At 56.5% G+C, this 23334-nt stretch carries 26 protein-coding genes; 11 read left to right on the top strand and 15 right to left on the bottom strand.

Annotated features, from left to right (window positions below; all coding sequences use genetic code 11):
• Position 1: 1 nt before the first annotated feature.
• The 5 genes from CWM66_RS03570 to hpxU form a co-directional block, all read right to left on the bottom strand.
• Positions 2 to 739 carry an amino acid ABC transporter ATP-binding protein gene (locus CWM66_RS03570; RefSeq protein WP_035886236.1) on the bottom strand — a complete coding sequence of 246 codons (738 nt, stop codon included), beginning with the start codon at positions 737 to 739 and terminating at the stop codon, positions 2 to 4.
• On the bottom strand, positions 720 to 1376 hold the full coding sequence (locus tag CWM66_RS03575) for an amino acid ABC transporter permease (RefSeq protein WP_007374297.1): 657 nt from the start codon (positions 1374 to 1376) through the stop codon (positions 720 to 722). The genes CWM66_RS03570 and CWM66_RS03575 overlap by 20 nt, the downstream gene beginning before the upstream one ends.
• On the bottom strand, positions 1376 to 2041 hold the full coding sequence (locus CWM66_RS03580) for an amino acid ABC transporter permease (RefSeq protein ID WP_007374296.1): 666 nt from the start codon (positions 2039 to 2041) through the stop codon (positions 1376 to 1378). Before CWM66_RS03580 ends, CWM66_RS03575 begins: the two co-directional genes overlap by 1 nt.
• A 9-nt stretch (positions 2042 to 2050) precedes the next feature.
• Positions 2051 to 2836 carry a transporter substrate-binding domain-containing protein gene (locus CWM66_RS03585; protein ID WP_007374295.1) on the bottom strand — a complete coding sequence of 262 codons (786 nt, stop codon included), beginning with the start codon at positions 2834 to 2836 and terminating at the stop codon, positions 2051 to 2053.
• 204 nt (positions 2837 to 3040) lie between these two features.
• Positions 3041 to 3880: a MurR/RpiR family transcriptional regulator HpxU gene (gene hpxU / locus CWM66_RS03590; RefSeq protein ID WP_071920605.1), complete on the bottom strand. Its 840-nt coding sequence runs from the start codon at positions 3878 to 3880 to the stop codon at positions 3041 to 3043.
• Between the two features lie 165 nt (positions 3881 to 4045).
• Here hpxU and hpxW point away from each other — a divergent pair, with 165 nt between their 5' ends.
• The 6 genes from hpxW to CWM66_RS03620 all read left to right on the top strand — a co-directional run bounded on the left by hpxW (position 4046) and on the right by CWM66_RS03620 (position 8380).
• On the top strand, positions 4046 to 5629 hold the full coding sequence (hpxW, locus tag CWM66_RS03595) for an oxamate amidohydrolase (protein WP_107146245.1): 1584 nt from the start codon (positions 4046 to 4048) through the stop codon (positions 5627 to 5629).
• Positions 5630 to 5639: 10 nt separating this feature from the next.
• On the top strand, positions 5640 to 5828 hold the full coding sequence (hpxX, locus tag CWM66_RS03600) for an oxalurate catabolism protein HpxX (protein ID WP_007374292.1): 189 nt from the start codon (positions 5640 to 5642) through the stop codon (positions 5826 to 5828).
• Entirely contained in the window at positions 5825 to 7222 is a 1398-nt protein-coding gene (locus CWM66_RS03605) for an AtzE family amidohydrolase (RefSeq protein ID WP_107146246.1), read from the top strand. The genes hpxX and CWM66_RS03605 overlap by 4 nt, the downstream gene beginning before the upstream one ends.
• A complete protein-coding gene (gene hpxZ / locus CWM66_RS03610; protein WP_035886240.1) occupies positions 7219 to 7605 on the top strand; it encodes an oxalurate catabolism protein HpxZ in 387 nt (128 codons plus the stop codon). Before CWM66_RS03605 ends, hpxZ begins: the two co-directional genes overlap by 4 nt.
• Positions 7606 to 7715: 110 nt before the next feature.
• On the top strand, positions 7716 to 8018 hold the full coding sequence (locus CWM66_RS03615; RefSeq protein WP_071920601.1) for a type II toxin-antitoxin system HigB family toxin: 303 nt from the start codon (positions 7716 to 7718) through the stop codon (positions 8016 to 8018).
• Between the two features lie 2 nt (positions 8019 to 8020).
• Positions 8021 to 8380, top strand: coding sequence for a type II toxin-antitoxin system HigA family antitoxin (locus CWM66_RS03620; protein WP_007374288.1), 360 nt, complete (start codon positions 8021 to 8023; stop codon positions 8378 to 8380).
• Between the two features lie 93 nt (positions 8381 to 8473).
• Here CWM66_RS03620 and puuE read toward each other — a convergent pair whose 3' ends face one another.
• Genes puuE through CWM66_RS03635 form a run of 3 tightly spaced genes read right to left on the bottom strand, consistent with a single transcriptional unit; the run spans position 8474 to position 10877 of the window.
• Complete coding sequence (gene puuE, locus CWM66_RS03625; RefSeq protein ID WP_007374287.1) at positions 8474 to 9406, bottom strand: allantoinase PuuE; 933 nt, start codon at positions 9404 to 9406, stop codon at positions 8474 to 8476.
• A 14-nt stretch (positions 9407 to 9420) separates the two neighbouring features.
• Positions 9421 to 10161 (bottom strand): allantoin racemase, encoded by a 741-nt coding sequence (hpxA, locus tag CWM66_RS03630; protein WP_072441423.1) that lies wholly within the window; start codon positions 10159 to 10161, stop codon positions 9421 to 9423.
• A complete protein-coding gene (locus CWM66_RS03635; RefSeq protein WP_079518144.1) occupies positions 10161 to 10877 on the bottom strand; it encodes a GntR family transcriptional regulator in 717 nt (238 codons plus the stop codon). The genes hpxA and CWM66_RS03635 overlap by 1 nt, the downstream gene beginning before the upstream one ends.
• Positions 10878 to 11022: 145 nt before the next feature.
• Between CWM66_RS03635 and CWM66_RS03640 the strand changes: the two genes are divergently transcribed.
• Both CWM66_RS03640 and guaD read left to right on the top strand, forming a co-directional pair.
• Positions 11023 to 12519 (top strand): NCS1 family nucleobase:cation symporter-1, encoded by a 1497-nt coding sequence (locus tag CWM66_RS03640; protein ID WP_007374284.1) that lies wholly within the window; start codon positions 11023 to 11025, stop codon positions 12517 to 12519.
• Positions 12520 to 12612: 93 nt separating this feature from the next.
• Positions 12613 to 13932: a guanine deaminase gene (gene guaD / locus CWM66_RS03645; protein ID WP_007374283.1), complete on the top strand. Its 1320-nt coding sequence runs from the start codon at positions 12613 to 12615 to the stop codon at positions 13930 to 13932.
• Here guaD and uraH read toward each other — a convergent pair.
• Genes uraH through CWM66_RS03660 form a run of 3 tightly spaced genes read right to left on the bottom strand, consistent with a single transcriptional unit; the run spans position 13912 to position 16092 of the window.
• The gene (uraH, locus tag CWM66_RS03650) at positions 13912 to 14235 is read right to left on the bottom strand and encodes a hydroxyisourate hydrolase (RefSeq protein WP_107146247.1); all 324 of its coding nucleotides are present in this window, start codon (positions 14233 to 14235) and stop codon (positions 13912 to 13914) included. The genes guaD and uraH overlap by 21 nt on opposite strands.
• Positions 14232 to 14732: a 2-oxo-4-hydroxy-4-carboxy-5-ureidoimidazoline decarboxylase gene (gene uraD, locus CWM66_RS03655; RefSeq protein ID WP_035886241.1), complete on the bottom strand. Its 501-nt coding sequence runs from the start codon at positions 14730 to 14732 to the stop codon at positions 14232 to 14234. The genes uraH and uraD overlap by 4 nt, the downstream gene beginning before the upstream one ends.
• Positions 14710 to 16092: a nucleobase:cation symporter-2 family protein gene (locus CWM66_RS03660; protein WP_007374280.1), complete on the bottom strand. Its 1383-nt coding sequence runs from the start codon at positions 16090 to 16092 to the stop codon at positions 14710 to 14712. The genes uraD and CWM66_RS03660 overlap by 23 nt, the downstream gene beginning before the upstream one ends.
• Before the next feature lie 268 nt (positions 16093 to 16360).
• On the opposite strand from CWM66_RS03660, the gene hpxO reads away from it, so the two are divergent.
• On the top strand, positions 16361 to 17515 hold the full coding sequence (gene hpxO, locus CWM66_RS03665) for an FAD-dependent urate hydroxylase HpxO (protein WP_007374278.1): 1155 nt from the start codon (positions 16361 to 16363) through the stop codon (positions 17513 to 17515).
• On the opposite strand, the gene hpxR is transcribed toward hpxO, so the two are convergent.
• The gene (gene hpxR / locus CWM66_RS03670) at positions 17507 to 18427 is read right to left on the bottom strand and encodes a LysR family hpxDE operon transcriptional regulator HpxR (protein ID WP_007374277.1); all 921 of its coding nucleotides are present in this window, start codon (positions 18425 to 18427) and stop codon (positions 17507 to 17509) included. The two genes, hpxO and hpxR, sit on opposite strands and share 9 nt — an antisense overlap.
• A gap of 125 nt (positions 18428 to 18552) precedes the next feature.
• Here hpxR and hpxD point away from each other — a divergent pair, with 125 nt between their 5' ends.
• Complete coding sequence (gene hpxD, locus CWM66_RS03675; RefSeq protein ID WP_007374276.1) at positions 18553 to 19590, top strand: molybdenum cofactor-independent xanthine hydroxylase subunit HpxD; 1038 nt, start codon at positions 18553 to 18555, stop codon at positions 19588 to 19590.
• Positions 19591 to 19598: 8 nt separating this feature from the next.
• Positions 19599 to 20564: a PDR/VanB family oxidoreductase gene (locus tag CWM66_RS03680; protein ID WP_107146248.1), complete on the top strand. Its 966-nt coding sequence runs from the start codon at positions 19599 to 19601 to the stop codon at positions 20562 to 20564.
• Between the two features lie 103 nt (positions 20565 to 20667).
• Here CWM66_RS03680 and CWM66_RS03685 read toward each other — a convergent pair whose 3' ends face one another.
• The 3 genes from CWM66_RS03685 to CWM66_RS03695 form a co-directional block, all read right to left on the bottom strand.
• A complete protein-coding gene (locus CWM66_RS03685) occupies positions 20668 to 21972 on the bottom strand; it encodes a type II restriction endonuclease (protein WP_107146249.1) in 1305 nt (434 codons plus the stop codon).
• Between the two features lie 179 nt (positions 21973 to 22151).
• Complete coding sequence (locus CWM66_RS29480; RefSeq protein WP_227135767.1) at positions 22152 to 22307, bottom strand: CPCC family cysteine-rich protein; 156 nt, start codon at positions 22305 to 22307, stop codon at positions 22152 to 22154.
• A gap of 222 nt (positions 22308 to 22529) precedes the next feature.
• Entirely contained in the window at positions 22530 to 23057 is a 528-nt protein-coding gene (locus CWM66_RS03695; protein ID WP_007374273.1) for a hypothetical protein, read from the bottom strand.
• Positions 23058 to 23334: the final 277 nt, after the last annotated feature.

Here is a 23334-nt window from a genome sequence, read left to right on the forward strand (position 1 = left end):
GTTAATTAAGACCGCGCACGGAAGAAATAAACTGCTTCAGCTCGGTAGTCTGCGGGCTGGCAAACAGCGTTTTGCTGTCGCCCTGCTCCCACACCCGGCCCTGATGCATAAACACCACGCGGTCGCCCACTTCGCGGGCAAAATTCATTTCATGGGTGACGAGGATCAGCGTCATCCCTTCTGCGGCCAGTTGCTCCAGCACTTTCAGTACTTCGCCCACCAGTTCGGGATCGAGCGCGGAGGTTATCTCGTCACAAAGTAAAACTTTCGGCGACATTGCCAGCGCACGGGCGATCGCCACGCGTTGCTGCTGGCCACCGGAGAGATTCGCCGGGTAGTAATCGAGGCGGTCGCCAAGCCCCACTTTCTCCAGCATCCGTTGCGCCAGTTCGCGGCACTCGGCGGCGCTTTTTTTCAGCACCCGGCGCGGCGCCAGCATGACGTTCTCCAGCGCGGTCATATGAGGAAACAGATTAAAGCTCTGGAATACCATTCCGATGGAGCGGCTGATCTCCCGCGCCTGTGAATCACGATCGGTAATGGTCACACCGCCCAGCTTAATGCTCCCTTCCTGGTAGCCTTCGAGGCCGTTAATGCAGCGCAGCAGCGTGCTTTTACCCGATCCGCTACGGCCGATAATCGAGATCACCTCGCCCATATCGATGTCCAGATCGACACCCTTCAGCACGTGGTTGTCGCCGTAGTACTTCTGTACCTGATTAATGGTGATGAGAGGCATTGAATTTATTCTCCAGGTAACGGCTGTAGCGGGACAGCGGATAGCACAAAATGAAGTAGCCCAGCGCCACCAGCGCAAAGACTTTAAACGGCTGATAAGTGACGTTGGTCAGCATCGTGCCGGCCTTGGTCAATTCAACAAAACCGATGATTGACGAAAGCGCGGTGCCTTTTATCACCTGCACGGCAAAACCGACCGTTGGCGCAATGGCGATGCGCAATGCCTGCGGCGCCACCACGCGGAATAATGTCTGACCAAAGCTCAACCCCAGGCAGCGCGAGGCTTCCCACTGCCCTTTCGGCAGTGCGCGAATGCTGCCATAGCCGATATCGAGTAAAAATGCGCTGGTATAGAACGTCAGCGCCAGCGAAGCAGCCGTCCAGGGCGACACATCGATGCCGAAGAGCGCCACACCGAAAAAGGCGAGGAACAACTGCATCAACAGCGGCGTGCCCTGAAACAGTTCGATATAGGCGCGGATCAGGCGTTTCACCTGACGTCCACCAGTGAGTCGCAGCAGCAACAACGGCAGCGTTACCAGCGCACCGCCCATAAACGCCACCAGCGACAACAACACCGTCCAGCGCCCGGCCAGCAACAGGTTGCGGATAATGTCCCAGTCGGTAAATGTGGTCATCATGCCTGTACCCCCAACCATTTCCGTCCCGCCGCCATCATCAACTGACGCATGGCAATCGAGAGCAGCAGATAAATGCCGGTGGTCACCAGATAGACCTCAAAGCTGAGGAATGTCCGCGACTGAATCAGGTTGGCGGCGAAGGTCAGCTCTTCATAAGAGACCTGCGACACCACGGACGATCCCAGCATGACAATAATGCACTGGCTGACCAGCGCCGGATAAATGCGCTGCAACGCAGGGGGAAGCACCACGCGGATAAACGTCTGGCTTCGGCTTAACCCCAGCACGCGCCCGGCTTCCCATTGCCCTTTTGGCGTCACCTGGATCCCGGCACGCACGATCTCCGTGCTATAAGCGCCCAGGTTGACGATCATTGCCAACAGCGCCGCTTCGCCTGCCGTCATCTTGAAACCGATATTCGGCAGACCAAAAACGATAAAAAAGAGCTGCACCACAAACGGCGTGTTACGGATCAGCTCTACATAACCGCCCCAGATCCGGCTGAACCATGTCGGTCGACCGCTACGAATAGCCGCACCGAAAATGCCAATCGCCAGGCCACCCACCGTCGCCATGATCGTCAACTGCACGGTGACCCACATCCCCGCAAGCAACTCCGGCCAGTGCGGCCAGAGTGCAGAAAAATGAAGTTGTTCCGTCATTCACACGCCTTATGCGCCAAGGTTTGCCGGCAGCGGCGCTTTCAGCCACTGCTCAGAGAGGCTGTTCAGCGTACCGTCCTTAATCCCTTGCTCAATCAGCGCATTCACCTTCTCTTTCAGCGCCGGTTCGTCCTTTTTCAGGCCGATAAAGCACGGAGAATCTTTCAGCATAAAGCTCGGCACCGGAGCTTTATCCGCGTTCTGTCGGGCAATTGCCGCCACGACAAGGTTACCGGTCGCGACATACTGCACCTGCCCGGAGAGATATGCCGAGAGCGTGGTGTTGTTATCTTCATAACGTTTCACATCGGCATCTTTCGGTGCGACGCTGGTCAATACCATGTCCTCAACCGCGCCGCGCGTTACCCCGATGCTTTTGCCGCTCAGCGCCGCAGCATCTTTCAGTTCCGCCCCTTTCGGCCCGAACACGCCGAGGAAGAACGGCGCATAGGCGCGGCTGAAATCAATCACCTTTTCGCGCTCGGCATTCTTACCGAGGCTGGAGATCACCAAATCCACTTTATCGGTTTGCAAATAAGGCACGCGGTTAGCGCTGGTGACCGGCACCAGTTGCAGCTTGAGTTTCATCTGTTTGGCGAGATAACGTGCCATATCGATGTCATAGCCCTGCGGTTGCAGATCGGTGCCTACCGAGCCAAACGGCGGGAAATCCTGCGGGACAGCAATGCGGATCACGCCGCGCTTTTCAATATCCTGTAATTGGTCAGCCTGCGCAGCCGCAGCATAGGTGAACAGACAAGCGGCCCCGGCCAGTGCGATCAAAAGTTTTCTCATGGTGATTACCCGTTACGTTAACATGAAACAAAAGATTCCTTAAATGTATATCTGCAACTAATGTGCCAGCGATGCACAATAAAAATGCCGATGGTGAAATCGGCATTTATCGCAGAGAAAACAAAGAAAAGACGCCTGAAGCCGGAACGTTTTGCGGTAATCAAATGCACCAAAATAATGCAAAATCACCACACTGGTGCCCCATTATCGCTGTTCCAGTTCATCCAGCTTCTGATACAGCGTGGCAATGTCATGAATACGCGGGCGTCCCTTATCGAGAATTTCATGCAAAAACGCATTCGCCAGCAAGTTGATCAAACTATTGACCGATGAATAGCTGTCATAGGCTGAAACGCTGTCCAACGGTGCGCATAGGTGCCAGCTCGCCAGCGGGAAAAGGTTGTGCGCCTGCGGCTCGCACAGCAGCAGCAGCGGAATGTTCGCGTTCTGTAGCTGCTGCATCAGCGGGCGGATAATGCGTGGGCGACGGCGAAACGCGACCATCACCACCAGATCGTCCGGCGTTAAATCCACCAGTTCCTCACCCAGGCTCTGCCCCGGCTGCGGCAGTACCTGCACTTGTCCGCGCGCCTGCAATAACTGCTGGCGCAGGTGCAGCGCCACCGGCCAGGAGTTACGCATACCAATAATAATGATGCGTTGCGCCTTCACTATCGCCTCCAGCGCGCCGGCAAACTGCTGTGCATCCAGCGCATTAACCCACTGCGTCAGGTTCGCCATCTCCTGCTTATAGTGGCGCGCCAGCAGCGTATTGCCCTGCACCGCATCGCGGTTATCCGTCAGCGGCATCCCGCTTTGTCGCAGCGTACGCAATTCATCGCGCATGTCTTTGTATTTCTCATACCCCAGACGCTTGAACAGGCGGCTGACGGTAGCCTTCGACACCCCGCTGAGCTGCGCCAGCTCAGCACTGTTATAGCTTATGAGGTCATCAAAGTGATCGAAGATAAAATCGGCCACCCGCTGCTCCTGGGGCGATAACGAGGCATATTGCCCTTTCAGACGTTCATCAAGCTGTTCCATAAGACCTCTGTAACTTTCGTTTCATCGCACTATACCGATTTCCCCTTTCACAATGCATGCCAGCCCGGCAAAAAAATGACACTTACCCTCTCTGTGAAACTTTTTATTCAGAAATGGAACGGCTTTTGCAACTTCAGGCTACTTTTCGGCTTACGAGGACAGCGAATGCAAAGTAATGTCTCCACCCACGGGATGGCGGTCGCCCCCCATCATCTGGCCAGCCAAAGTGCGCTGTCTGTCCTGCGCGAAGGCGGCAGCGCCATCGAGGCGATGGTTGCCGCTGCGGCGACGATTGCGGTGGTTTATCCCCATATGAACAGCCTCGGCGGCGACGGTTTCTGGCTGATTGTGCCGCCGGAAGGCGAACCGATTGCCATCGACGCCAGCGGCGCTGCCGGTTCGCTGGCGACGCTGGCGGCCTACAGCGATCTGGCGACGATTCCGCATCGCGGCCCGCGCGCCGCGCTCACTGTTGCGGGCACCGTCAGCGGCTGGGATGAAGCGTTGAAGGTCTCGCTCGAAATAACCGGCAAAGCGTTGCCGCTGCCGCGTCTGCTGGCGGATGCGATAGATTACGCCCAACACGGCACGCCGGTGACACTTTCCCAGGCCACAGCCACTGCGGATAAACTGGCCGAGCTGCGCGATCTGCCTGGCTTTGCCGACACCTATCTGCACAACGGCCAGCCGCCAAAAGCGGGCAGCCGTTTCCGTCAACCAGCGCTCGCCGCCACGCTGCAACACCTTGCTGAAGAGGGGCTGGAGAGTTTTTATCGCGGCCCGCTGGCCGGGAGGCTGGCGCGCGGCATGGCGCAATATGGCCTGCCGGTGACGCTGGAAGATCTCCAGCAGCATCACGCGCGCCGCACCACGCCGCTGCACTTGCAGCATTCGCAGGGTGATGTATGGAACCTTGCGCCGCCGACGCAAGGGCTGGTTTCACTGGCGATCCTCGGTATTACCGACCGTCTGGCGATGGAAAACGCGGATGATGCCGCCACCGTTCACCGCATTGTAGAGGCCACCAAACTGGCCTTCGGCCTGCGTGATGCCCACATCACCGATCCGCGCCACCTGAAAACCGACATACAAAGCCTGCTGGCCGCAAGCGAACTTCAGGCGCTGGCTAACCGTGTGGATGAAAAGCAGGCCGCGCCCTGGGGCGCAGGCAAAGGGCCGGGTGATACCGTCTGGATGGGCGTTATGGATAACAGCGGCCTCGCCGTGTCATTTATTCAGAGCATTTATCATGAGTTTGGCAGCGGCGTGGTACTGCCTGATACGGGCATCGTCTGGCAAAACCGTGGCGCGTCGTTCAGCCTCAACCCCGATCACCTGCTGGCGCTTGCTCCGGGCAAACAACCGTTTCATACCCTAAACCCGGCGGCAGCACGGCTACATGATGGCCGCGTGATGGTCTACGGCTCGATGGGTGGCGACGGGCAGCCGCAAACTCAGGCGGCGATTTTTACCCGTTACGTGATGCAAGGCGTACCGCTGCAAGAGTCAATCAGCCGCCCGCGCTGGCTGCTGGGGCGCACCTGGGGGCAAACCTCGGATTCACTGAAACTGGAAGGTCGCTTCTTGCCCGAGACCATCGCCCGCCTGCGCGCGTCAGGCCATGACGTTGACGTGCTGGCGGATTTCACCGAAGCGATGGGCCACGCAGGCGCGATTGTCCGCCATCCTGACGGCCTGTTTGAAGGGGCATTCGATCCCCGCAGTAACGGCTCCGCCGCCGGTTTTTGAGGAGAGAACCATGAACAATTCACAACCCGAATGGGACGTCTATCTGGACGCCATGATCCGCATTCATGGCGTGGAACTGACGGATGAGCGGCGCGCCGAGCTGCTGCTACAGTTTCGCCGCATTGCCGCGATGGCTGAACCGCTAATGGCGCTGCCGCTGGACGATCGTCTGGAAATTGCCGGAGTGTACAAAGCATGAAGCTGCATGAGATGAGCATTGCCGACATCCGGCAATCACTGGCCGCAGGGGATTTGAGCGCGTGCGACATTGCCCGCCAGACGCTGACAGCGATTGAGCAAATCAACCCACAGATCAACGCCTGGACGACGGTAACCGCAGCACGCATGCTCGACGAAGCGCAGCGCATCGATACCCTGCGGCAGAATGGCCAGCCGCTACCGCCACTGGCAGGCATTCCTTACGCGGTAAAAAACCTGTTTGATGTCGCCGGGCACACCACGCTCGCGGGCGCGGAGTTATTCAGCCAGCGCCCCGCTGCCACTGAAGATAGCCGGGCCGTGCGTCAGTTACAGCAGGCTGGCGGGCTGCTGTCGGGCATGGTCAATATGGATGCTTACGCCTACGGTTTTACCACCGAAAACAGCCACTACGGCGCGACTCGCAACCCGCACGATTTAGCACGCATTGCCGGCGGTTCTTCCGGCGGTTCAGCGGCGGCGGTCGCCGCAGGGCTGGTGCATTTTTCGCTCGGCAGTGATACCAACGGCTCCATCCGCGTCCCCGCCTCGCTGTGCGGCATCTTCGGGCTTAAACCGACATTTGGTCGTCTGTCGCGTGCCGGAACGCACCCGTTTGTCGCCAGCCTCGACCATATTGGGCCATTCGCCCGCCGGGTGAGCGATCTGGCCGCGGTTTATGACGCCTTACAGGGGCGCGATCCGCAGGATGCCTTTCAGGCACAAACCGCCAGTGAAGCGACACAACCGCTGCTGTCACGCGGGATGGAAGGGTTACGTTGTGCGGTGCTGGGCGGTTATTTCACTACCTGGTGCGACGACGATGCCAGAGCCGCACTCAACCGTGTAGCGCACGCTCTCGATGCGCGCGAAGACGTGTTCTTTCCTGAAGCGGAACTCTCGCGTTCGGCGGCGTTCATTATCAGCGCCTCGGAAGGCGGTAATCAGTATCTGCCCGCGCTGCGCCGCGAACCACAGCGTTTTGAACCACACTCGCGCGAACGTCTGCTGGCGGGCGCGATGATCCCGGCGGCGTGGTATTTACAGGCGCAGCGTTTTCGCCGCCACGCGCAGCAGGAAAGCCGCGCGCTGTTTGCCCATGCGGATGTGCTGATCGCCCCGGCCACACCGCGCAGTGCCACGCTAATCGGCGAACAGACGATGGAGATAAACGGCCAGCCGCTGCCAATTCGCGCCAGCATGGGTATGCTGACGCAGCCGATTTCGTTTTTAGGCCTGCCGGTTGTGACCGTTCCGCTGCGCACCGCGTCCGGCAAGCCGATTGGCCTGCAACTGATTGCTGCGCCGTTTAACGAACAAGCCTGCCTGCGCGCCGCGCGTGTGCTGGAAGAACAGGGCATCACCGATGCCCGCCCTGCGGAGATAACACTATGATGCATCAGGACGACATTAACCGCCCGTGGGTACTGGCGGAGGTCACAGCCGCGTTTTACCGCTATGAAGACGCGCTGGTCAGCAACGATATTGCGGTGCTTGATGAGCTGTTCTGGCACGATGCCAGCACCGTGCGTCTTGGCGCAGGCGAGAATCTCTATGGCATTGAGGAGATCCGCGCCTTTCGCGCCGCGCGTCCGGCCGCCGGATTGCAGCGCGAGTTGCGCCATACGGTAATTACCACTTTCGGCGAGGATTACGCCGTGTGCAGCACCGAATTCACCCGTGAAGGCAGCGATCGCATTGGTCGCCAGCAGCAGAGCTGGGTGCGCTTCCCCTACGGCTGGCGCATCGTTGCCGCCCAGGTCAGTTTGATGAGTTAACAAAAACGCCCGGATTACGCGTTCCGGGCTATATTCAACCTTAGTGAAGAATTATCCCATTTTGGGACTTAGCGCTTCCCATAGTCCCGTAATGGGACTATCCTGTCCGCATGAAGATCATCTCCGTGAAAACATTAAGGGACTTCTGGGCGGAGAATCCCGACGCTGAGCAACCGCTAAAAGCCTGGGTCGATGAAGTAACCAAAGCAGATTGGAAAACCCCGGTAGAGATAAAAGGACAATACCGCAGCGCCAGCATTTTGAAAGAGAGGCGAGTGGTGTTCAACATTAAGGGAAATCACTATCGATTAATTGTGGCGATTGCTTACCAGCGCGGATGGGTATTCGTGAAGTTTATTGGGACGCATAGCCACTACGACACTATCGACGCCGAAACCGTTGAACTGGAGTAAAAATGAACATTAAACCGATCAGAACTGAAGAGGACTATGAAGCCGCTCTCCGGGCGGTTGAGCCAATGTTCGACAATGAACCGGAACTGGACACGCCGGAAGGTGATTATTTCGAAGTGATGTGCTTACTGATTGAAGAGTACGAAAAGAAACATTACCCCATTGATCCCCCCTCACCCATTGAGGCCATTAAATTTCGTATGGAGCAACTGGGGCTGAGCGTGAAAGATCTGGAGCCTGCTATCGGCAAGTCCAATCGTGTATACGAAATTCTTAACGGTACACGTAGCCTCACGCTACCGATGATTCGCCGCCTTCACACCCAATTTGGTATCCCATTAGAAAGCCTGATTGGCGTTTGATAGAACCCCATCTTAGTGCGAAATACGGCGGCATAAGAAATCTCTTTTCTTGCCGCAGCGTCAGTAAAAACGCCCGGATTTTCCGGGCGTTTTTTATTGTGCGTAGGGATGAACCTGCCGCCAGTGATCGGCAATTTGCTGGCGGGTACAGACCCAGACGCGATCGTGCTGCTGGAGATAATCAAGAAAGCGTTGCAGCGCGCGAAAACGGCCAGGACGCCCCAACAGGCGGCAGTGCATGCCGATGGACATCATCTTCGGCGCACTTTCACCCTCGGCGTAGAGCACATCAAAGCTGTCTTTCAGATAGGTGTAAAATTGCTCGGCGGTATTAAAACCCTGAGCGGTAGCAAAGCGCATATCGTTGGCATCCAGCGTGTACGGCACAATCAGGTGAGGTTTGCGCGTGCCGTCGCGACAAGTAACTTCGCTCCAGAACGGAAGATCGTCGCCATAGTAATCGCTGTCGTAATCGAACCCGCCATGCTCGACCACCAGCTGTCGGGTATTGGGGCTGTCGCGCCCGGTGTACCAGCCAGTGGGCGCTTTACCAAACAGCTCGCGCAGCACCTGCACCGCTTTTTGCAGGTGTTCACGCTCTTCATTGATATCCATATTCTGATAGTGGATCCAGCGCCAGCCGTGGCTAACCACGTCATAATTCGCCGCTTTAATGGCCGCAACGATCTCCGGCTGACGCGCCAGCGCCATCGCCACGCCAAACACCGTCAGCGGCAACCCGCGTTTGCTGAACTCCTGATGGATGCGCCAGAACCCGGCGCGGCTGCCATATTCATACAGTGAATCCATCGACATATGCCGATCCGGATAGCTGGCCGCGCCAATAATATCGGAGAGAAATTGCTCCGATCCGGCATCGCCATGCAGCACATGGTTCTCTGCGCCCTCTTCAAAATTCAGTACAAACTGCACGGCGATGCGCGCCTGCTGCGGCCACTGCGCGTGCGGGGGTTTCCCTGCGTAACCACGCAAATCGCGCGGATAGTTATCGTCGAAAAGTGCCATTCTCCCTCCACTCGCTAAGGCATTAATGCCTGAAATTTACCGCTCAACACTTTATTTTCCGGAAAAGCCAAATCGCCCCGCTTGCTGGTCGATAAGCCCAGCGCCACCAGCGACTCCACCATTTTTACCGCCGCGCTGACGCCATCGATCACCGGCACATGCAGTTCACGCGTCAACTCCTGCGCAAGCTGCGCCATTCCGCCGCAGCCGAGCACAATCGCGCCACAGCCATCTTCTTTTAACGCCTGAATACAGCGCGCGCGCACTTTTTCCTGCGCCAGACCACTGCCGTCCTCCAGCGCCAGCACCGGTAAATCGATGGCGTGCAGCGCCGCGCAGTGTTCCTGAAAACCATACTGCTGCAACAGATGACGGGCGATAATCAGCGTGCGCGGCAAGGTGGTGACGATGGAAAAACGGGTCGCCACCAGCGTCGCCATGTGCATTGCGGCTTCGGCGATGCCGACCACCGGCCCCTGTGCCAGCTCGCGCGCCGCCAGCAATCCCGGATCGCCAAAGCAGGCGATCACGTGGCCATCCACGCCCTGCTGACGCCCGGCTTTCACCTGTTCAAGCACACCGATGGCGGCTATCGCTTCATCAAAATGCCCTTCGATCGACGGCACGCCTTCGCGCGGGCACACCGCCACAATTTCGGTGCCAGGTGCTGCCACCGCTCTTGCCGCTGCGCCAATGGTTTCGGTCATCGCCAGGCTGGTGTTCGGGTTGATAACTTGTATACAAACGGCAGACATTATGCCTCCTTGTGACTGGCAAACAGCCGGGCGAAATCCGGCAGACAAACGCCAGCCCGCTCGAAACAGAGGCTGTCGACGATATGTCCAAAATGGTGCGTCAGCGCCGCGCTTAGCGCCTGTAGATCCTTTTTACGCAGTAAATCAACCAGTTGTTCATGATCGTTACAACGACACCCCTGGCGCCACGGCGATCCCCAGGCGGCGATCACCAGCGAAGAGCGCTGGCTCAGGCCGGTGACCATCTCGGTCAACACCGGGTTGCCGGAAATAGCCTGAAGCTGAATGTGGAACTCAGCGGAGTAGCGAATGGCCGCCGGGCCGTCATAGGCTTCGTGCGCCTGCTGCTCCTGGCGGATAATCGCTTCCAGCGCCGCCAGATGTGGCGGCTGGCAATGCGCCAGCACGTCAGGCAGGTTGGCCACTTCCAGCAGCGTGCGGGTACGGAAGATCGCCTGCGCCTCTTCTACCGTTGGGCTGGCGACGTGTGCACCACGTTTGGGCGTTAAGGTGACCATTTGCACAGCATTGAGTCGTTGCAGCACTTTTCTGATCCCGGTGCGGCTGACGCCAAACACCTCCGCCAGCGCCTCTTCCGGTAATTTGCTCCCCGGGAGTAATTGATGTTCGACAATCGCGGTCATCAGCGACTGGTAGATGGTTTCATCCTTGTCCTGCAAGGCCGTTGCGGCGTGCAGACTGTTTTCATTACTCATTAACCACTCCGCTTTTTTACTTTTCGATATCGGATCGTATACATGAAATTAAATTATTGGATACAAGATTAATCATTTTGGCCTGAATCCTGCAACAACATCAGCACTCCCTTTTCACGGGCTTTTATTGACAGGAGCAGGTTTCATGCCAAATACACAAAACACTCATCAGGTTAAGGCCGCTGATTCCGGAGCGGTATACAGCCCACGGCTTTGCAATGAGGATCTGGCGCCGACGCGCGATCAGAACTGGAGCTGGTACAACATCTTTTCGTTCTGGATGTCGGATGTACACAGTATGGGCGGCTACGTCGTCGCCGCGAGTTTCTTTACGCTCGGGCTGGCAAGCTGGCAGGTGCTGCTCTGCCTGCTGGTGGGCATTTGCATTGTGCAGCTCTGCGCTAACCTGGTCGCGAAACCGAGCCAGATGGCAGGCGTGCCCTATGCCGTTATCTGCCGCCAGGCATTTGGCGTCTTCGGCGCCAACATTCCGGCGGTAATTCGTGGTCTTATCGCCTTCGCCTGGTACGGCATTCAGACCTATCTGGCAGCGAATGCCCTAATGCTGGTGCTGCTGAAATTCTGGCCGTCGCTCTCTTCTTTAACGCAGGGGTCGCTGTTCGGCCTGTCGCACCTGGGCTGGCTGTGCTTCGCCACGATGTGGATTCTGCAGGCAATGGTGTTCTGGCACGGGATGAGCGCGATCAAGCGCTTTATCGATATTGCCGGTCCGGCCGTGTATGTGGTGATGCTGGCGCTGGCGGGCTGGATTGTATACAAGACCGGTTTCGACGGTATCTCGTTTACCCTCGCCAGCAAATCACTCAGCGCCGGTGAGCAAACTTGGCAGATGATCACTGCGACTGCGCTGGTGGTTTCCTATTTTTCCGGGCCACTGCTCAACTTTGGTGATTTCTCGCGTTATGGCAAAAGCATGGGCGAAATTCGTCGTGGCAACCGCTGGGGCTTACCGTTCAACTTCCTGCTGTTCTCGATCGTGACCGTGGTGATTGTCTCTGGCACCCAGTCGCTGTTTGGCCGCATGATCACCGATCCGATTGAAACCGTCAGCCGCGTCGGCAACGATCTGGCGGTGGCGATTGGCCTGCTGACCATGATCACCGCCACCATCGGCATCAACATTGTTGCTAACTTTGTTTCGCCAGCGTTTGACTTCTCCAACTGCTCGCCGCAGAAAATCAGCTTCCGTACCGGTGGCATGATCGCCGCTGTCGGCTCGATTCTGCTGACGCCGTGGAACCTGTTTAACTCGCCGGAACTGATCCACTACACCCTCGACGTGCTGGGTGCCTTTATCGGCCCGCTGTTCGGCATTCTGATTGCGGATTTCTATCTGATCAAACGCGGGCAGGTGTTTGTTGATGACCTGTTTGATGACACGCCAAAAGGCAAATACTGGTATCGCAATGGCTTTAACCCGAAAGCGATTGGCGCGCTGGTGCCGTCAGTGGCCGTCGGGTTGATCATCAGCTTTATTCCGGCGCTGCACGAAGTCGCCAACTTTAGCTGGTTTATCGGCGTCCTGCTGGGCGGCATCACCTATCGCTGGCTGGCCCGCGAAGAGCGCGCTGTTGTCACGACATCGCATTTCAATACCAACGTCGCGGCACAAAAAGAGTAACCCTTCACCTCAGGCCGCGGCGTTTCTCGTCGCGGCTGGCACTCATTTTGCTTTAACACTTCACCCACAATGGAAACGATCAGGGCAGGAACGATGATTGATTATCATGCCGCGGTCCGCGGCGCGCTGTTTGACATTGCAGAAGTCTGCGACAACGCCGACGATATCGCCCACCACGCACGTTTCATTGAAGATGGTCTGCTATTTATTCGCGACGGCAAGATTCAGGCGCGAATGAGCTGGCAGGAGGGCGAGCAATATCTGGATGCGCATAAAGGCTACACCGACCGGCGCGGCAAACTGCTGCTCCCCGGTTTTATTGATGCCCATGTGCACTATCCGCAAACCGAAATGATTGGCGCATTTGGTGAACAACTGCTGGAGTGGCTGACAACGTACACCTTTCCGGTTGAAAGCCAGTTTGCTGATGAAGCCTACGCCACAGAGATTGCCGAATTCTTTATCAGCCAGTTACTGAGCCACGGCACCACCACCGCGCTGGTGTTTTGCACGCTGCACCCGGAATCTGTCAACGCGCTGTTTAGCGAAGCGCTGCGCCTGAATATGCGGCTGATCGCCGGTAAGGTGATGATGGATCGCCATACGCCGGAATATCTCAGCGAAACCGCTGAGCAGAGCTACCAGCAAACGCGCGAGCTGATCCAGCGCTGGCAGCATCAGGGGCGGCTGGGTTATGCCATTACGCCGCGCTTTGCGCCCACCTCCTCGCCGGAGCTGCTTGAGGCGGTACGCCGTTTACGCGAAGAGTTTCCGCAGACCTGGCTGCAGACACATTTAAGCGAAAACCCGAATGAAGTGGCGTGGGTCAACGATCTCTGGCCGGAACATCAACGTTACCTTGATGTTTACCACCACTATCAACTGACCGGCGAGCGCAGCGTGTTTGCCCACGGCATTCACCTGCATGATGAAGAGTGGCAGTGCCTGCACGATACCGGTTCGGCGGTGGCGTTTTGCCCTACTTCGAACCTGTTCCTCGGCAGCGGACTGTTTCGCCTACCCGCCTGCTGGCAGAACAAAGTGCGCATGGGCATCGGCACCGATGTAGGTGCAGGCACCACCTTCAGCATGCTGCGCACGCTGGGTGAAGCCTACAAGGTGGGCCAGTTGCAAAGCTATCGCCTGCGCGCCAGTGAAGCGTTTTACCACGCCACACTTGGCGGCGCGCATGCCCTGCGTCTGGACGATAAAATTGGTAATTTTGCGCCAGGCAAAGAGGCCGATTTTGTGGTCATTGACCCGGCGGTGACGCCCTTGCAGCGCCTGCGCAACACGCGCTGCAAGGACATCTACGAGCAACTGTTTGTGCTGATGACCCTCGGCGACGAGCGCAATATCAGCGAGACGTGGATTAACGGTCAGTGCGCATGGTCAACTGCCGCGGTAAGTTGACCAGCCGCCGGGAGCAATTAAGAACGGCAGATGGAAATGCTCCTCTGCCGTTTGCGTAATCACAAAGTCAATTTGCGCGCAGGGAAACAGTGTCGCCACGCCGCGCTGTGCAAACCATTCTCCCGTTTGCGCCACCAGCCGGTAATGTCCCGGTATCAATGAAGAGGAAAGCGCACCGATTCGCCCGTTCGCATCAGTGACGCCGCTCGCCACCGTCTGCTCGTCGAGTAACAGATTAACCGTCACCCCCTGCGCGGGCTTACCGCTGGAAATATCCAGAATATGGGTACTGAGGCTGTTCATTCGCCAATCGCTCCTGCCAGTCGTAATAAGGTGATTTCCCGTAATTGCTCCAGCGCCGCCGCGATCTCTTCGGCATCGCTGTTGGTCAGCCGCTGTTCCAGCGCGTGCAGAATCTCTTCTCCGCTACGGCCTTTGGCGCGGATCAAAAAAACGCGGCCAAAACGCGCTTCATAGCGCGCATTCCCCTCGCGCAGCGCCGCCGCCAGTTGCGCGTCGCGATTGTCCACCGCCGACTGTTCCTGGCGCGATAACGCGGCATGCGCCTGCGCCCCCGCAGGCTTTTCGCCAATGCGCGGGTGTGCGCTGAGCGCCTGCTCCAGCTCGGCGCGGCCCCAGGCTCCGGCGATGTCACTCGCGGTTTGCTGAAGTTCCGCGAGCGAGGCAAACGGACGCGCGGCCACCAGCGCTGCCGTCCAGCCGGGGATCGCCACGCACGGCTGCAACAGTGCCGCAGCCTCATCGCCCGGTAGCTGATTAAAGTGATTCAGCGCGATCATCTTTGCTCCTTACGTCAGCGGCGATGGCCGTTTTTTCTTCCGGAATAATCAGGTTCAGGACAATCGCCACTAAGCCGCCGCAGGTCGCCGCCGAGCCAAACAGATTACCGATAATTGGCGGGAAATGGGCGAGAAAAGCGGGTACCGCTTCGACGCCCATACCAAAACCAAACGCTAGCCCGACAATCAGCATATCGCGGCGGGTTAACGGATTCTGGGTAATGATGCGGATCCCGGCCGCCACCACGCAGCCAAACATCACCATCGTCGCACCGCCCAGCACCGGCAATGGGATCTGGCGTAATATCTCGCCAAACGGCGGGAACACCCCCAGCAGGATAAGGATCACGCCAATATAGCGGCCAACAAAGCGGCTGGCGACGCCTGTCATCTGGATAACGCCATTGTTTTGCGCAAAGGTGGTATTGGGAAAGGCGCCCAGCATCGCCGCAATCATGCAACTGATGCCGTCAGCAAGAATGCCGCCCTTCAGCCGGGAACGAAACGCGCTGTTATCGATGGGCTGATGCGAGATCAGGCAATTGGCGGTGAGATCGCCGACCGCCTCCAGGATGCACACCAGCGACACCAGCGCCACAGGCAGAAAGATGGCGCTATTAAACTGGAACCCAAACGGGAACAGCGCCGGTAAACGGAACCAGGTATCACCGAGACCGCTGAAGTGAAACTTACCGACGAGGGCTGCGGCGATGCAACCCAGGGCGATGCCGACCACTACGGAAGAGAGACGCAGCCAGCGGTTTTTCGCACAGCTCAGTAACACAATCACCGCCAGCGTGCCTGCGCCAAGGCCGATGTTGCTCATACTGCCAAAATCTTTCGCCTGTACGCCGCCACACCAGTTATTCACGCTGACTTTAATCAGGCTGATGCCGATCAGGGCAATCACGCTGCCGGTGATGATCGGCGTAAAAATGCGCTTCAGCGGCTCAATAAAGCGGCTGACGATAATCGGCACCAGCGCGGCCACGAAATTGACGCCAAACAGCATCGCCATCACATCCTGCGCCGTGCCGCCCTGCCCTTTCACCCACATCCCGCCCGCAATGGCGACACCGAGAAAGGCAAAGCTGGTGCCCTGCATGCAGATCATACCTGCGCCAACGCCCCACACGCGGTTGGACTGTAAAAAGGTGCCAATCCCGGAGGCCAGCAGCGACATGCTAATCAACCACGGCATCCACTCGCCCAGCCCCAGCGTCGCACCGATAATCAGCGGTGGCGTAATGATGCCCACTAACCCGGCCAGTACGTGCTGTAAAGCGCTGAAGAAAGCCGGAAGCGGCGGGATCCGCTGCTCCAGCCCGTACAATAAGTTGCTGTTCTTTTCATCAGACATGACGTTCCATCCTGTTGTCAATTCGCGTCAACGCCCTGATGCACAAAGCAGGCCAGAGTCGCTCCTCCCGCGCCAGCGCCGTGAAACTTTAGATTCCTTGCACTAAATTTGGAAATTTTTGATTCACAAAAAGGCAACGTTAATACAAATACGCACTACAAAAGTGCAACACAACCTCGCCATGCCCGTTTTCTCTCGCGCCAGCGCCCGTCGTCATTCTGGTACGCAAATTGCTCCATCTGTTACACGCATGTAAAAGGAGAACAGAATGAAAGCATTGGTGATTGGCGCAGGTATCGGCGGCCTGAGTGCGGCTGTGGCGTTACAGAACGCAGGTATTGCGTGTCAGGTATTCGAAGCGGTGAAAGAGATCAAGCCGGTCGGCGCGGCGATCTCCATCTGGCCCAACGGCGTGAAGTGCATGAACCATCTGGGCATGGGCGAGATGATGGAGACCTATGGCGGCCCGATGCGCTTTATGGCCTATAAGGATTACCGCAATGGCGAAACGATGACGCAGTTTAGCCTCGCGCCACTGGTTGAGCGGGTGGGTGGACGCCCGTGCCCGGTTTCGCGGGCGGAGCTGCAGCGCGAAATGCTCAATCACTGGGGACGCGACCGGGTGCAGTTTGGTAAACGGGTCAACGAAGTGGAGGAGCATGCCGACGGCGTGACCGCGTGGTTCAGCGATGGCACCTGCGCCCACGGTGATTTTCTGATTGCCGCCGACGGCAGCCATTCGGCGCTGCGCCCGTATGTGCTGGGCTATACGCCGGAGCGTCGCTATGCCGGTTATGTTAACTGGAATGGCCTGGTGAAAATCGATGAAGCCATTGCGCCTGCCGAGCAGTGGACAACCTTCGTGGGCGAAGGTAAACGGGTGTCGCTGATGCCCGTCTCCGATGGACGCTTCTACTTTTTCTTTGACGTGCCGCTGCCCGCCGGGCTGGCCGAAGATCGCAGCACGCTGCGCGACGATCTGACGCGCTACTTCAGCGGCTGGGCGCCGCCGGTGCAACGGCTGATTGCCGCGCTGGATCCGCAAACCACGAACCGTATCGAGATCCATGATATTGAACCGTTCGACACGCTGGTGCGCGGTAAAGTGGCGCTGCTGGGCGATGCCGGACACAGCACCACGCCGGATATCGGCCAGGGCGGCTGCGCGGCGATGGAAGACGCAGTGGTGCTGGGAAACCTTTTCCGCGAGCAGAGCGACATCGAAAACGTGCTGCGTCAGTATGAAGCACTACGCTGCGACCGGGTGCGCGATCTGGTACTCAAGGCGCGCAAACGCTGCGATATCACTCACGGCAAAGATATGGCGCTGACGCAGGCGTGGTATCAGGAACTGAAAGAGGAGACCGGCGAGCGCATTATCAATGGCCTGTGCGATACCATTCAGGGCGGGCCGTTAGGCTGATGCGCCAACGCTCTGCATCGCTTCCAGCACCTGGGTCAGTTTCTGGATCGCCATTTGCGCCGGGCGGGAAAGCTGGCGCGATGGCGCGGTACAGAGCGCCAGTGTCAGCGGGCGCAGCAGTTTGTTGCGCAGCGGCACAAACGCCAGTTGCCCGTTTTTCACTTCGTCCAGCACATCCAGCAGGCTCAGCACCGTGACGCCACTCCCCTTCAGCACCAGCGATTTAATCAGCCGGATGTCATTACAATTGATGGTATTCGACGGGGCGAGATCGTAGTGGCGATAAAGCATGCCGACACGTTCATGCACAATGAGCGGCGCGCCGGGCAGAATATGCCGCGCCTCGCTCAGCTCACCCAGCGATAACGCTTGAGCAGTTGCCATTTCGTGATCCGTACGCATCACCACGCCCATCTCCAGCTCGGCGAAGGCCAGCACATTGAGCCCTGATTGCCCTTCCGGGTCGAGGATCAAACCGAAGTCGAGATCGGCCTGCCGCACTTTCTGGCTGACAGTGTGGCTATCTGCGACCTTGAGTTCCAGCTCCAGCCATGGTTGCCCGGTGATAATGTCGGCCAGCGCGCTGGCAAAGCTCCCCTCCGCCAGCGCCTGCACCATTCCCACACTGACCGAGCCGCGCTTCAGCCCTTGCAACTCATCAAATTTTTGCCGCGTAAGCTGAAACTCTTTTTGCCAGCGCAGCAAATTGTCATACAGCAACTCGCCGGCAGTGGTCATGCGTAAACCTTCCGGCAACCGCTCAAACAGCGGCGTACCAAACTCCTCCTCCGCCTGCAAAATCTGCCGGTTAATCGCCGATGCGGAGATATGCAGTTTTTCTGCGGCGCGGCGCAGGCTGCCACTGCGGGCAACTTCAGCGAAATAGAGGGCGAAACGGGAAAATGGACTCATGCTGCACCTGTACACATTTTTGCAACGCAATAGTGAATTAATGGCGATGGATGTGAACACCCTAATATGACAACAATAAACTTACAACAATTAAACAATTGCTTTTATGTGAGCCTATGATGACCATGAAAACAGCACTCCCCACCCCACCTGCCCATTGCACCTTCGAGCCGGAGGACTGGTTACGTCTGGCAAAATGCTGGCATCCCGTCGCCCGCGCCTGCGATATTGGCGCAGCGCCGGTGAAAGCCACGCTGCTTGATGAACAACTGGTGATTTATCGCGTGAAGGGCCAGGTGGTGGTCGCCCGCGATGTCTGCCCGCACCGCGGCGTGCCGCTGACGCTCGGTTTCCACGATGAAGAGGGCATCGTCTGCCCCTACCACGGGCTACGTTTCGGTGAAGATGGCCGCTGTAACCGCATTCCTTCCAGCCCCGATCAGCCGGTACCGGCAAAACTCAACCTGGTAACGTTTGCGGTTGAAGAGCGTTTCGGCCTGATCTGGACCTGCCTGGCGTTTGACGCGGAAAACCCGCAACCGCTCCCGACGATGCCGCACTGGGATGACGAGGGTTTTCAGCAGATCAACTGCCCGGCCTTTGAGGTGAACGGATTTGCAGGCCGCCAGGTGGAAGGCTTTCTCGATGTCGCCCATTTTGCGTGGATCCACACAGACACCTTCGCCGATGCCAATAACCAGTTCGTCCCGGATTACAGCCCGCAGGAGACCGAGTTTGGCTTTATTGCTGATTACTGGAGTTCGGTCGGCAATTATCCGGCAAGTTCTGACTATCGCGCGCCGGAAGGTTTTCAGTGGCTGCGCCATTTCGAGATGCACCTGCCGTTTACCGCCACGCTGACGATCCATTTTCCCGGCGAGGCACGGCTGGTGATCATGAATGCCGCATCGCCGGTCTCCTCGCGCGTTACCCGCATGTTTGCGCCGATCGCGCGCAATTTCGATCTGCATATCCCGATCGAAGAGGTGCACGCGTTCAACCTGCGCGTGTTTGAAGAAGATCGCCTGATGGTAGAGACACAACGGCCGGAAAGGCTGCCGCTGGATCTGACGCTGGAAGCCCATATTCCGGCGGACAGAAGTTCGATTGCCTATCGCCGTGGCCTGAAAAAAATGGGTTTTGGCGAGTTCTTTCTGGTGTGAGGTGCGCGATGAATGACGTGCTGAATGTGGTGGTTGATGGCTTGTGGCGTCAGGGCGATAAAAATCTTGCCGTGCGGTTGGTCTCCGCCAATGGCGAACCGCTTCCCGGCTGGCAGCCCGGCGCGCACATTGATGTGCATCTGCCCTGCGGCCTGATCCGCCAGTATTCGCTGACCGGAGAAAGCACGACGGAAAGCTACTTGATCTGCGTGGCGCAGGAGAGCGCATCTCGCGGCGGCTCGCGCTATATCCATCAGACGTTACGCCCAGGCCAGACGCTGACAATCTCAGCGCCACGCAACCTGTTTGCGCTACGCGATGACGGCCCGGTGCTGCTGCTGGCCGCCGGAATTGGCATTACGCCACTCTATGCGATGCTGCTGCAACGGGAGGCGACAGGCGCGCCGTTTACGCTGCACTATTTCGTGAAACGGCGAGAAGAAGCAGCATTTGCACGCGAACTCTCCCGCTCGCTGAAGCACGGGGTTTGTCTTATTCACTGCTCCTCAGAAGGCAAAAGCCCGCGGCAGACGCTGGCGGCAACGATTCCCGCCCCCGGCGACGGAGAGCGCATTTATACCTGCGGCCCGGCGGGTTTTATGGCAGCGGTAAGAGACGTTGCGGCGGCAAAAGGCTGGGCGGAAGCGCAGATCCACAGCGAGGCATTTGCGCCTGCCGCGCCCGTTGCGGCGTCGCAACAGGAAGAGACTTTTACCATTACGCTGGCCTCCAGCGGAGAAAAATGGCCCGTTCCGGCAAACAAAAGCATTGCGCAGGTGCTGCAGGATAATGGCGTGGCAGTGCCGCTTTCGTGTGAGATGGGGATTTGCGGTGCCTGTCTGACGCCGGTGCTTGATGGCGTGGTCGATCACCGCGATACGGTACAATCGGCAGCGGAGAAAACCGCCGCCACGCAGCATATCGCGCTATGTTGTTCACGCAGCCACTCGCGGGATTTGGTGATTGATTTGTAGCCGCCGTGACGGCACGTTGTGCCGGGTCCGAAACCTGACGCTTCGGCCCCGGGCATTTTTCACCGTCAACACAGCGTTTAGCGCATCTCTTTATCCGCCAGCGCTACAACAGGGCGTGGGAAATCTCTTTAATGGCTTTCAGATCCGAGCCAAAACGCATAATGGCGTCGCGGTGCTTTTCCAGCTCGCTGTAGGGCAACCAGGCCATATTGAGATCGGTGATGCGGCTAAAGGCCGGGCGCTGTAGCTGGCTTCTGACATCATTTTCGCGGCTGTCCGGCGCCACCAGAAAAAGCTCGGTTGAGGCGGACAAATCATTGCCGTTGAGCGCCAGATCCAGCATCCGGCAGATCCCGGAGTAGATGGAGGTTGAATGCTCAACTTCGAATGCCGCCACCACCTGCGCACCTTCTGGTTTCAGCCACAGGACATCGATCAGACGCGTCGCTTCAGAACCGTTTACCGACAGGATATGTTCCGGCAGTGCTTTCAGACAGCCGTGCGATAGCGCCACGCCCTGATGCAGACGACTGCGGTCGTTGGCGGCAATCCATACGTCGTAACCGAGCGCTTTGCCAATATCACGCAGCCAGGCCTGGATTTCCGTGTGCGTGCGTTCATTCTCCCCGTCCTGGATTTGCGCTTTATTTTGCGCCGCCGGCGGGCGAGCCGCCTCCAGATACGTATTCCAGTCTGCGTCGGCAGCGGCGGAATTTTCCAGCGGCGGCGCAGGATAGCGACCCGAACCGATATCAAAAAGCAGCCCGCCAATAGCGCCCAAATCGTTTGACAGTAATTCGCGGTACTGTGCGTTCAAATTCAGGATCCCCTGGCGCATGGCGAGAAAATGCGGCCAACTGCCGAGCTTAACTTTCGCGCCGGTAAGGGCGTTATAGCCATTTACAATGGCGGTGTTAAACGGGGGAATGTGCGTGGGGTGAAGAAAATAGAGCAGATTCGCGACCGCCGGGCCGAGCCCTTTAATTTTCAACGCATCGATAGCATTGATATGTCCCACAATATCGTCCGCGCACGTCGCACAGGCGCAATGATGCAGAAGCCGGGCAAAGGCCTTCTGATTGGCGCTGTTTTCATAAATATCCGGAATGCGCAGCTTTGGTTTCCACAGAAAAGCGTGATCGGCACCTTTGAAGATCTGTTTCTGCTCGGCAATGGAGTGAACAATTGTCTCCAGCGAGGAACCGCGGTAAGCAACGCCAAATTTTTCCTGCTCAATTTCATCCACCACGACCACAATACCGCTGCGGATCGAGCGAAAGTTTTTCAACCTCTGCTCCCATAAAAACCACGTCTGATAGGTGGCTTCGGGATCGTTGCGCCAGCGCTGAATTAGACGACGAACGCGATCTGAATGTACTGACTGAAGCTGCGGAACAGCATTTTCCATGACCATAACCAGATTGTTTTAATTATCGAAGAGCGGTGCGAACCGCATACCGGGCAAAAACTTTGCTCTGGTATTCAACAGCGCCATCGCAAAGGAGGGATTGATATCTGTCAAGAGAATGCGGGAGGAGGTGAAAACAGGTGAACGGGTGTTAATTAACACTGTTTTGCGGCGTGTGTTTACCGTTTGTACGAGGATTCAGTAACAGCCTGGCGAGACCTGAGAGAGAAAAGCCGTTGAGCCTCCGCAAAAGATAATGTATTCGCTCCGCCTGCAAAGCCGGGATCCGATGACTGGACGGAATCATATTCCCATTTACACAGGGCAAATCTCATAATTTCCAGGCTCAGTTATTGTTTTGCGGCCACAACCTGCGCACTGTGCTATTAGCTGATTTCCATCAATAATCCGTTCCCCCCTCATCCGATTTATGGTAAGGCTGAATTTCTTTATTAAACCTACGGATTGATCATTCTTTTCTAAAATCATTTCCAGGTGGTTCTTCATATTTAACAAAAATCAAATAATTTATTTACCAGCAAACACCCATTTAATTATCAACTATAATTTATCATAAGCCTCATCAAGTATTTTTTTCCAATACTCCGAACCATTTCAACATCCTGAGAGGTCTTCTGCTCAAGCCATTTAGATAAAACATCACAATCAACAAAATTATCATAAATTATGTTTTTTATCGGTTCTAAGCTTACATTACTATTGATCCCCAAAACGCCTTTATCAACTGGTGTTTTTTGAAAAAGTGCCCAGCGTTTATTTTTCTCTATAATTGTCAGAGCACCATAGTCACCAGCGTTGTTCAATCCAGTGGTCATGTCTTTTAACTTAGAAATCCAGTTCTCATCTGCATAGAGTTCCCCTAAATATGCAAAATCAGTACTGGAAAAAACATCCGCAACTGAATCGCAACCAAAGGATTGGTTGATGATTGCCCAAGTGCAATTAATTAAATCCTCTGAGGTACAGATGTCGTTATCAAAAAAGAAATACTTTATAAATTTCTTATGAAAAACTTGCTCTGGAAGATTAGCGTCTGATATTACAAAATCTTTAATTAAAGTCATGATATCATCATTTAATTAGCAAGATTGTTACTGCTACTTTGCGGGAAAACTAACCATAACGATGAATGTCAAAGCCTGCTCCACAAAATATACAAAAACACACATTTCATTATCAAATTGACAGGTAATTATGCCATTAACACCCCCAGACACATTTGATTTAAACATATACTAAATTCTTCCTCTACCCTATAAAATTATATTTATCTATATATCACCTCCACAGCCAAGCGGAATAATAATCTCTTGATGAAAAATAATTTCATCTGCAAAAAAA

The organism is Kosakonia sp. H7A, from assembly GCF_003028445.1.
Classification (GTDB): domain Bacteria; phylum Pseudomonadota; class Gammaproteobacteria; order Enterobacterales; family Enterobacteriaceae; genus Kosakonia; species Kosakonia radicincitans.

Coding starts and splice junctions, on each gene's coding strand:
- CWM66_RS03570 (WP_035886236.1), bottom strand. CDS start 739: ATGCCTCTCATCACCATTAATCAGGTACAGAAGTACTACGGCGACAAC.
- CWM66_RS29480 (WP_227135767.1), bottom strand. CDS start 22,307: ATGAGATTTGCCCTGTGTAAATGGGAATATGATTCCGTCCAGTCATCG.
- hpxX (WP_007374292.1), top strand. CDS start 5,640: ATGAACAATTCACAACCCGAATGGGACGTCTATCTGGACGCCATGATC.
- CWM66_RS03640 (WP_007374284.1), top strand. CDS start 11,023: ATGCCAAATACACAAAACACTCATCAGGTTAAGGCCGCTGATTCCGGA.
- puuE (WP_007374287.1), bottom strand. CDS start 9,406: ATGGCACTTTTCGACGATAACTATCCGCGCGATTTGCGTGGTTACGCA.
- hpxW (WP_107146245.1), top strand. CDS start 4,046: ATGCAAAGTAATGTCTCCACCCACGGGATGGCGGTCGCCCCCCATCAT.
- CWM66_RS03580 (WP_007374296.1), bottom strand. CDS start 2,041: ATGACGGAACAACTTCATTTTTCTGCACTCTGGCCGCACTGGCCGGAG.
- CWM66_RS03605 (WP_107146246.1), top strand. CDS start 5,825: ATGAAGCTGCATGAGATGAGCATTGCCGACATCCGGCAATCACTGGCC.
- hpxD (WP_007374276.1), top strand. CDS start 18,553: ATGAAAACAGCACTCCCCACCCCACCTGCCCATTGCACCTTCGAGCCG.
- hpxU (WP_071920605.1), bottom strand. CDS start 3,880: ATGGAACAGCTTGATGAACGTCTGAAAGGGCAATATGCCTCGTTATCG.
- hpxA (WP_072441423.1), bottom strand. CDS start 10,161: ATGTCTGCCGTTTGTATACAAGTTATCAACCCGAACACCAGCCTGGCG.
- CWM66_RS03680 (WP_107146248.1), top strand. CDS start 19,599: ATGAATGACGTGCTGAATGTGGTGGTTGATGGCTTGTGGCGTCAGGGC.
- CWM66_RS03685 (WP_107146249.1), bottom strand. CDS start 21,972: ATGGAAAATGCTGTTCCGCAGCTTCAGTCAGTACATTCAGATCGCGTT.
- CWM66_RS03635 (WP_079518144.1), bottom strand. CDS start 10,877: ATGAGTAATGAAAACAGTCTGCACGCCGCAACGGCCTTGCAGGACAAG.
- CWM66_RS03620 (WP_007374288.1), top strand. CDS start 8,021: ATGAACATTAAACCGATCAGAACTGAAGAGGACTATGAAGCCGCTCTC.
- CWM66_RS03660 (WP_007374280.1), bottom strand. CDS start 16,092: ATGTCTGATGAAAAGAACAGCAACTTATTGTACGGGCTGGAGCAGCGG.
- uraH (WP_107146247.1), bottom strand. CDS start 14,235: ATGAACAGCCTCAGTACCCATATTCTGGATATTTCCAGCGGTAAGCCC.
- CWM66_RS03695 (WP_007374273.1), bottom strand. CDS start 23,057: ATGACTTTAATTAAAGATTTTGTAATATCAGACGCTAATCTTCCAGAG.
- CWM66_RS03585 (WP_007374295.1), bottom strand. CDS start 2,836: ATGAGAAAACTTTTGATCGCACTGGCCGGGGCCGCTTGTCTGTTCACC.
- uraD (WP_035886241.1), bottom strand. CDS start 14,732: ATGATCGCGCTGAATCACTTTAATCAGCTACCGGGCGATGAGGCTGCG.
- guaD (WP_007374283.1), top strand. CDS start 12,613: ATGATTGATTATCATGCCGCGGTCCGCGGCGCGCTGTTTGACATTGCA.
- hpxO (WP_007374278.1), top strand. CDS start 16,361: ATGAAAGCATTGGTGATTGGCGCAGGTATCGGCGGCCTGAGTGCGGCT.
- CWM66_RS03575 (WP_007374297.1), bottom strand. CDS start 1,376: ATGACCACATTTACCGACTGGGACATTATCCGCAACCTGTTGCTGGCC.
- hpxZ (WP_035886240.1), top strand. CDS start 7,219: ATGATGCATCAGGACGACATTAACCGCCCGTGGGTACTGGCGGAGGTC.
- hpxR (WP_007374277.1), bottom strand. CDS start 18,427: ATGAGTCCATTTTCCCGTTTCGCCCTCTATTTCGCTGAAGTTGCCCGC.
- CWM66_RS03615 (WP_071920601.1), top strand. CDS start 7,716: ATGAAGATCATCTCCGTGAAAACATTAAGGGACTTCTGGGCGGAGAAT.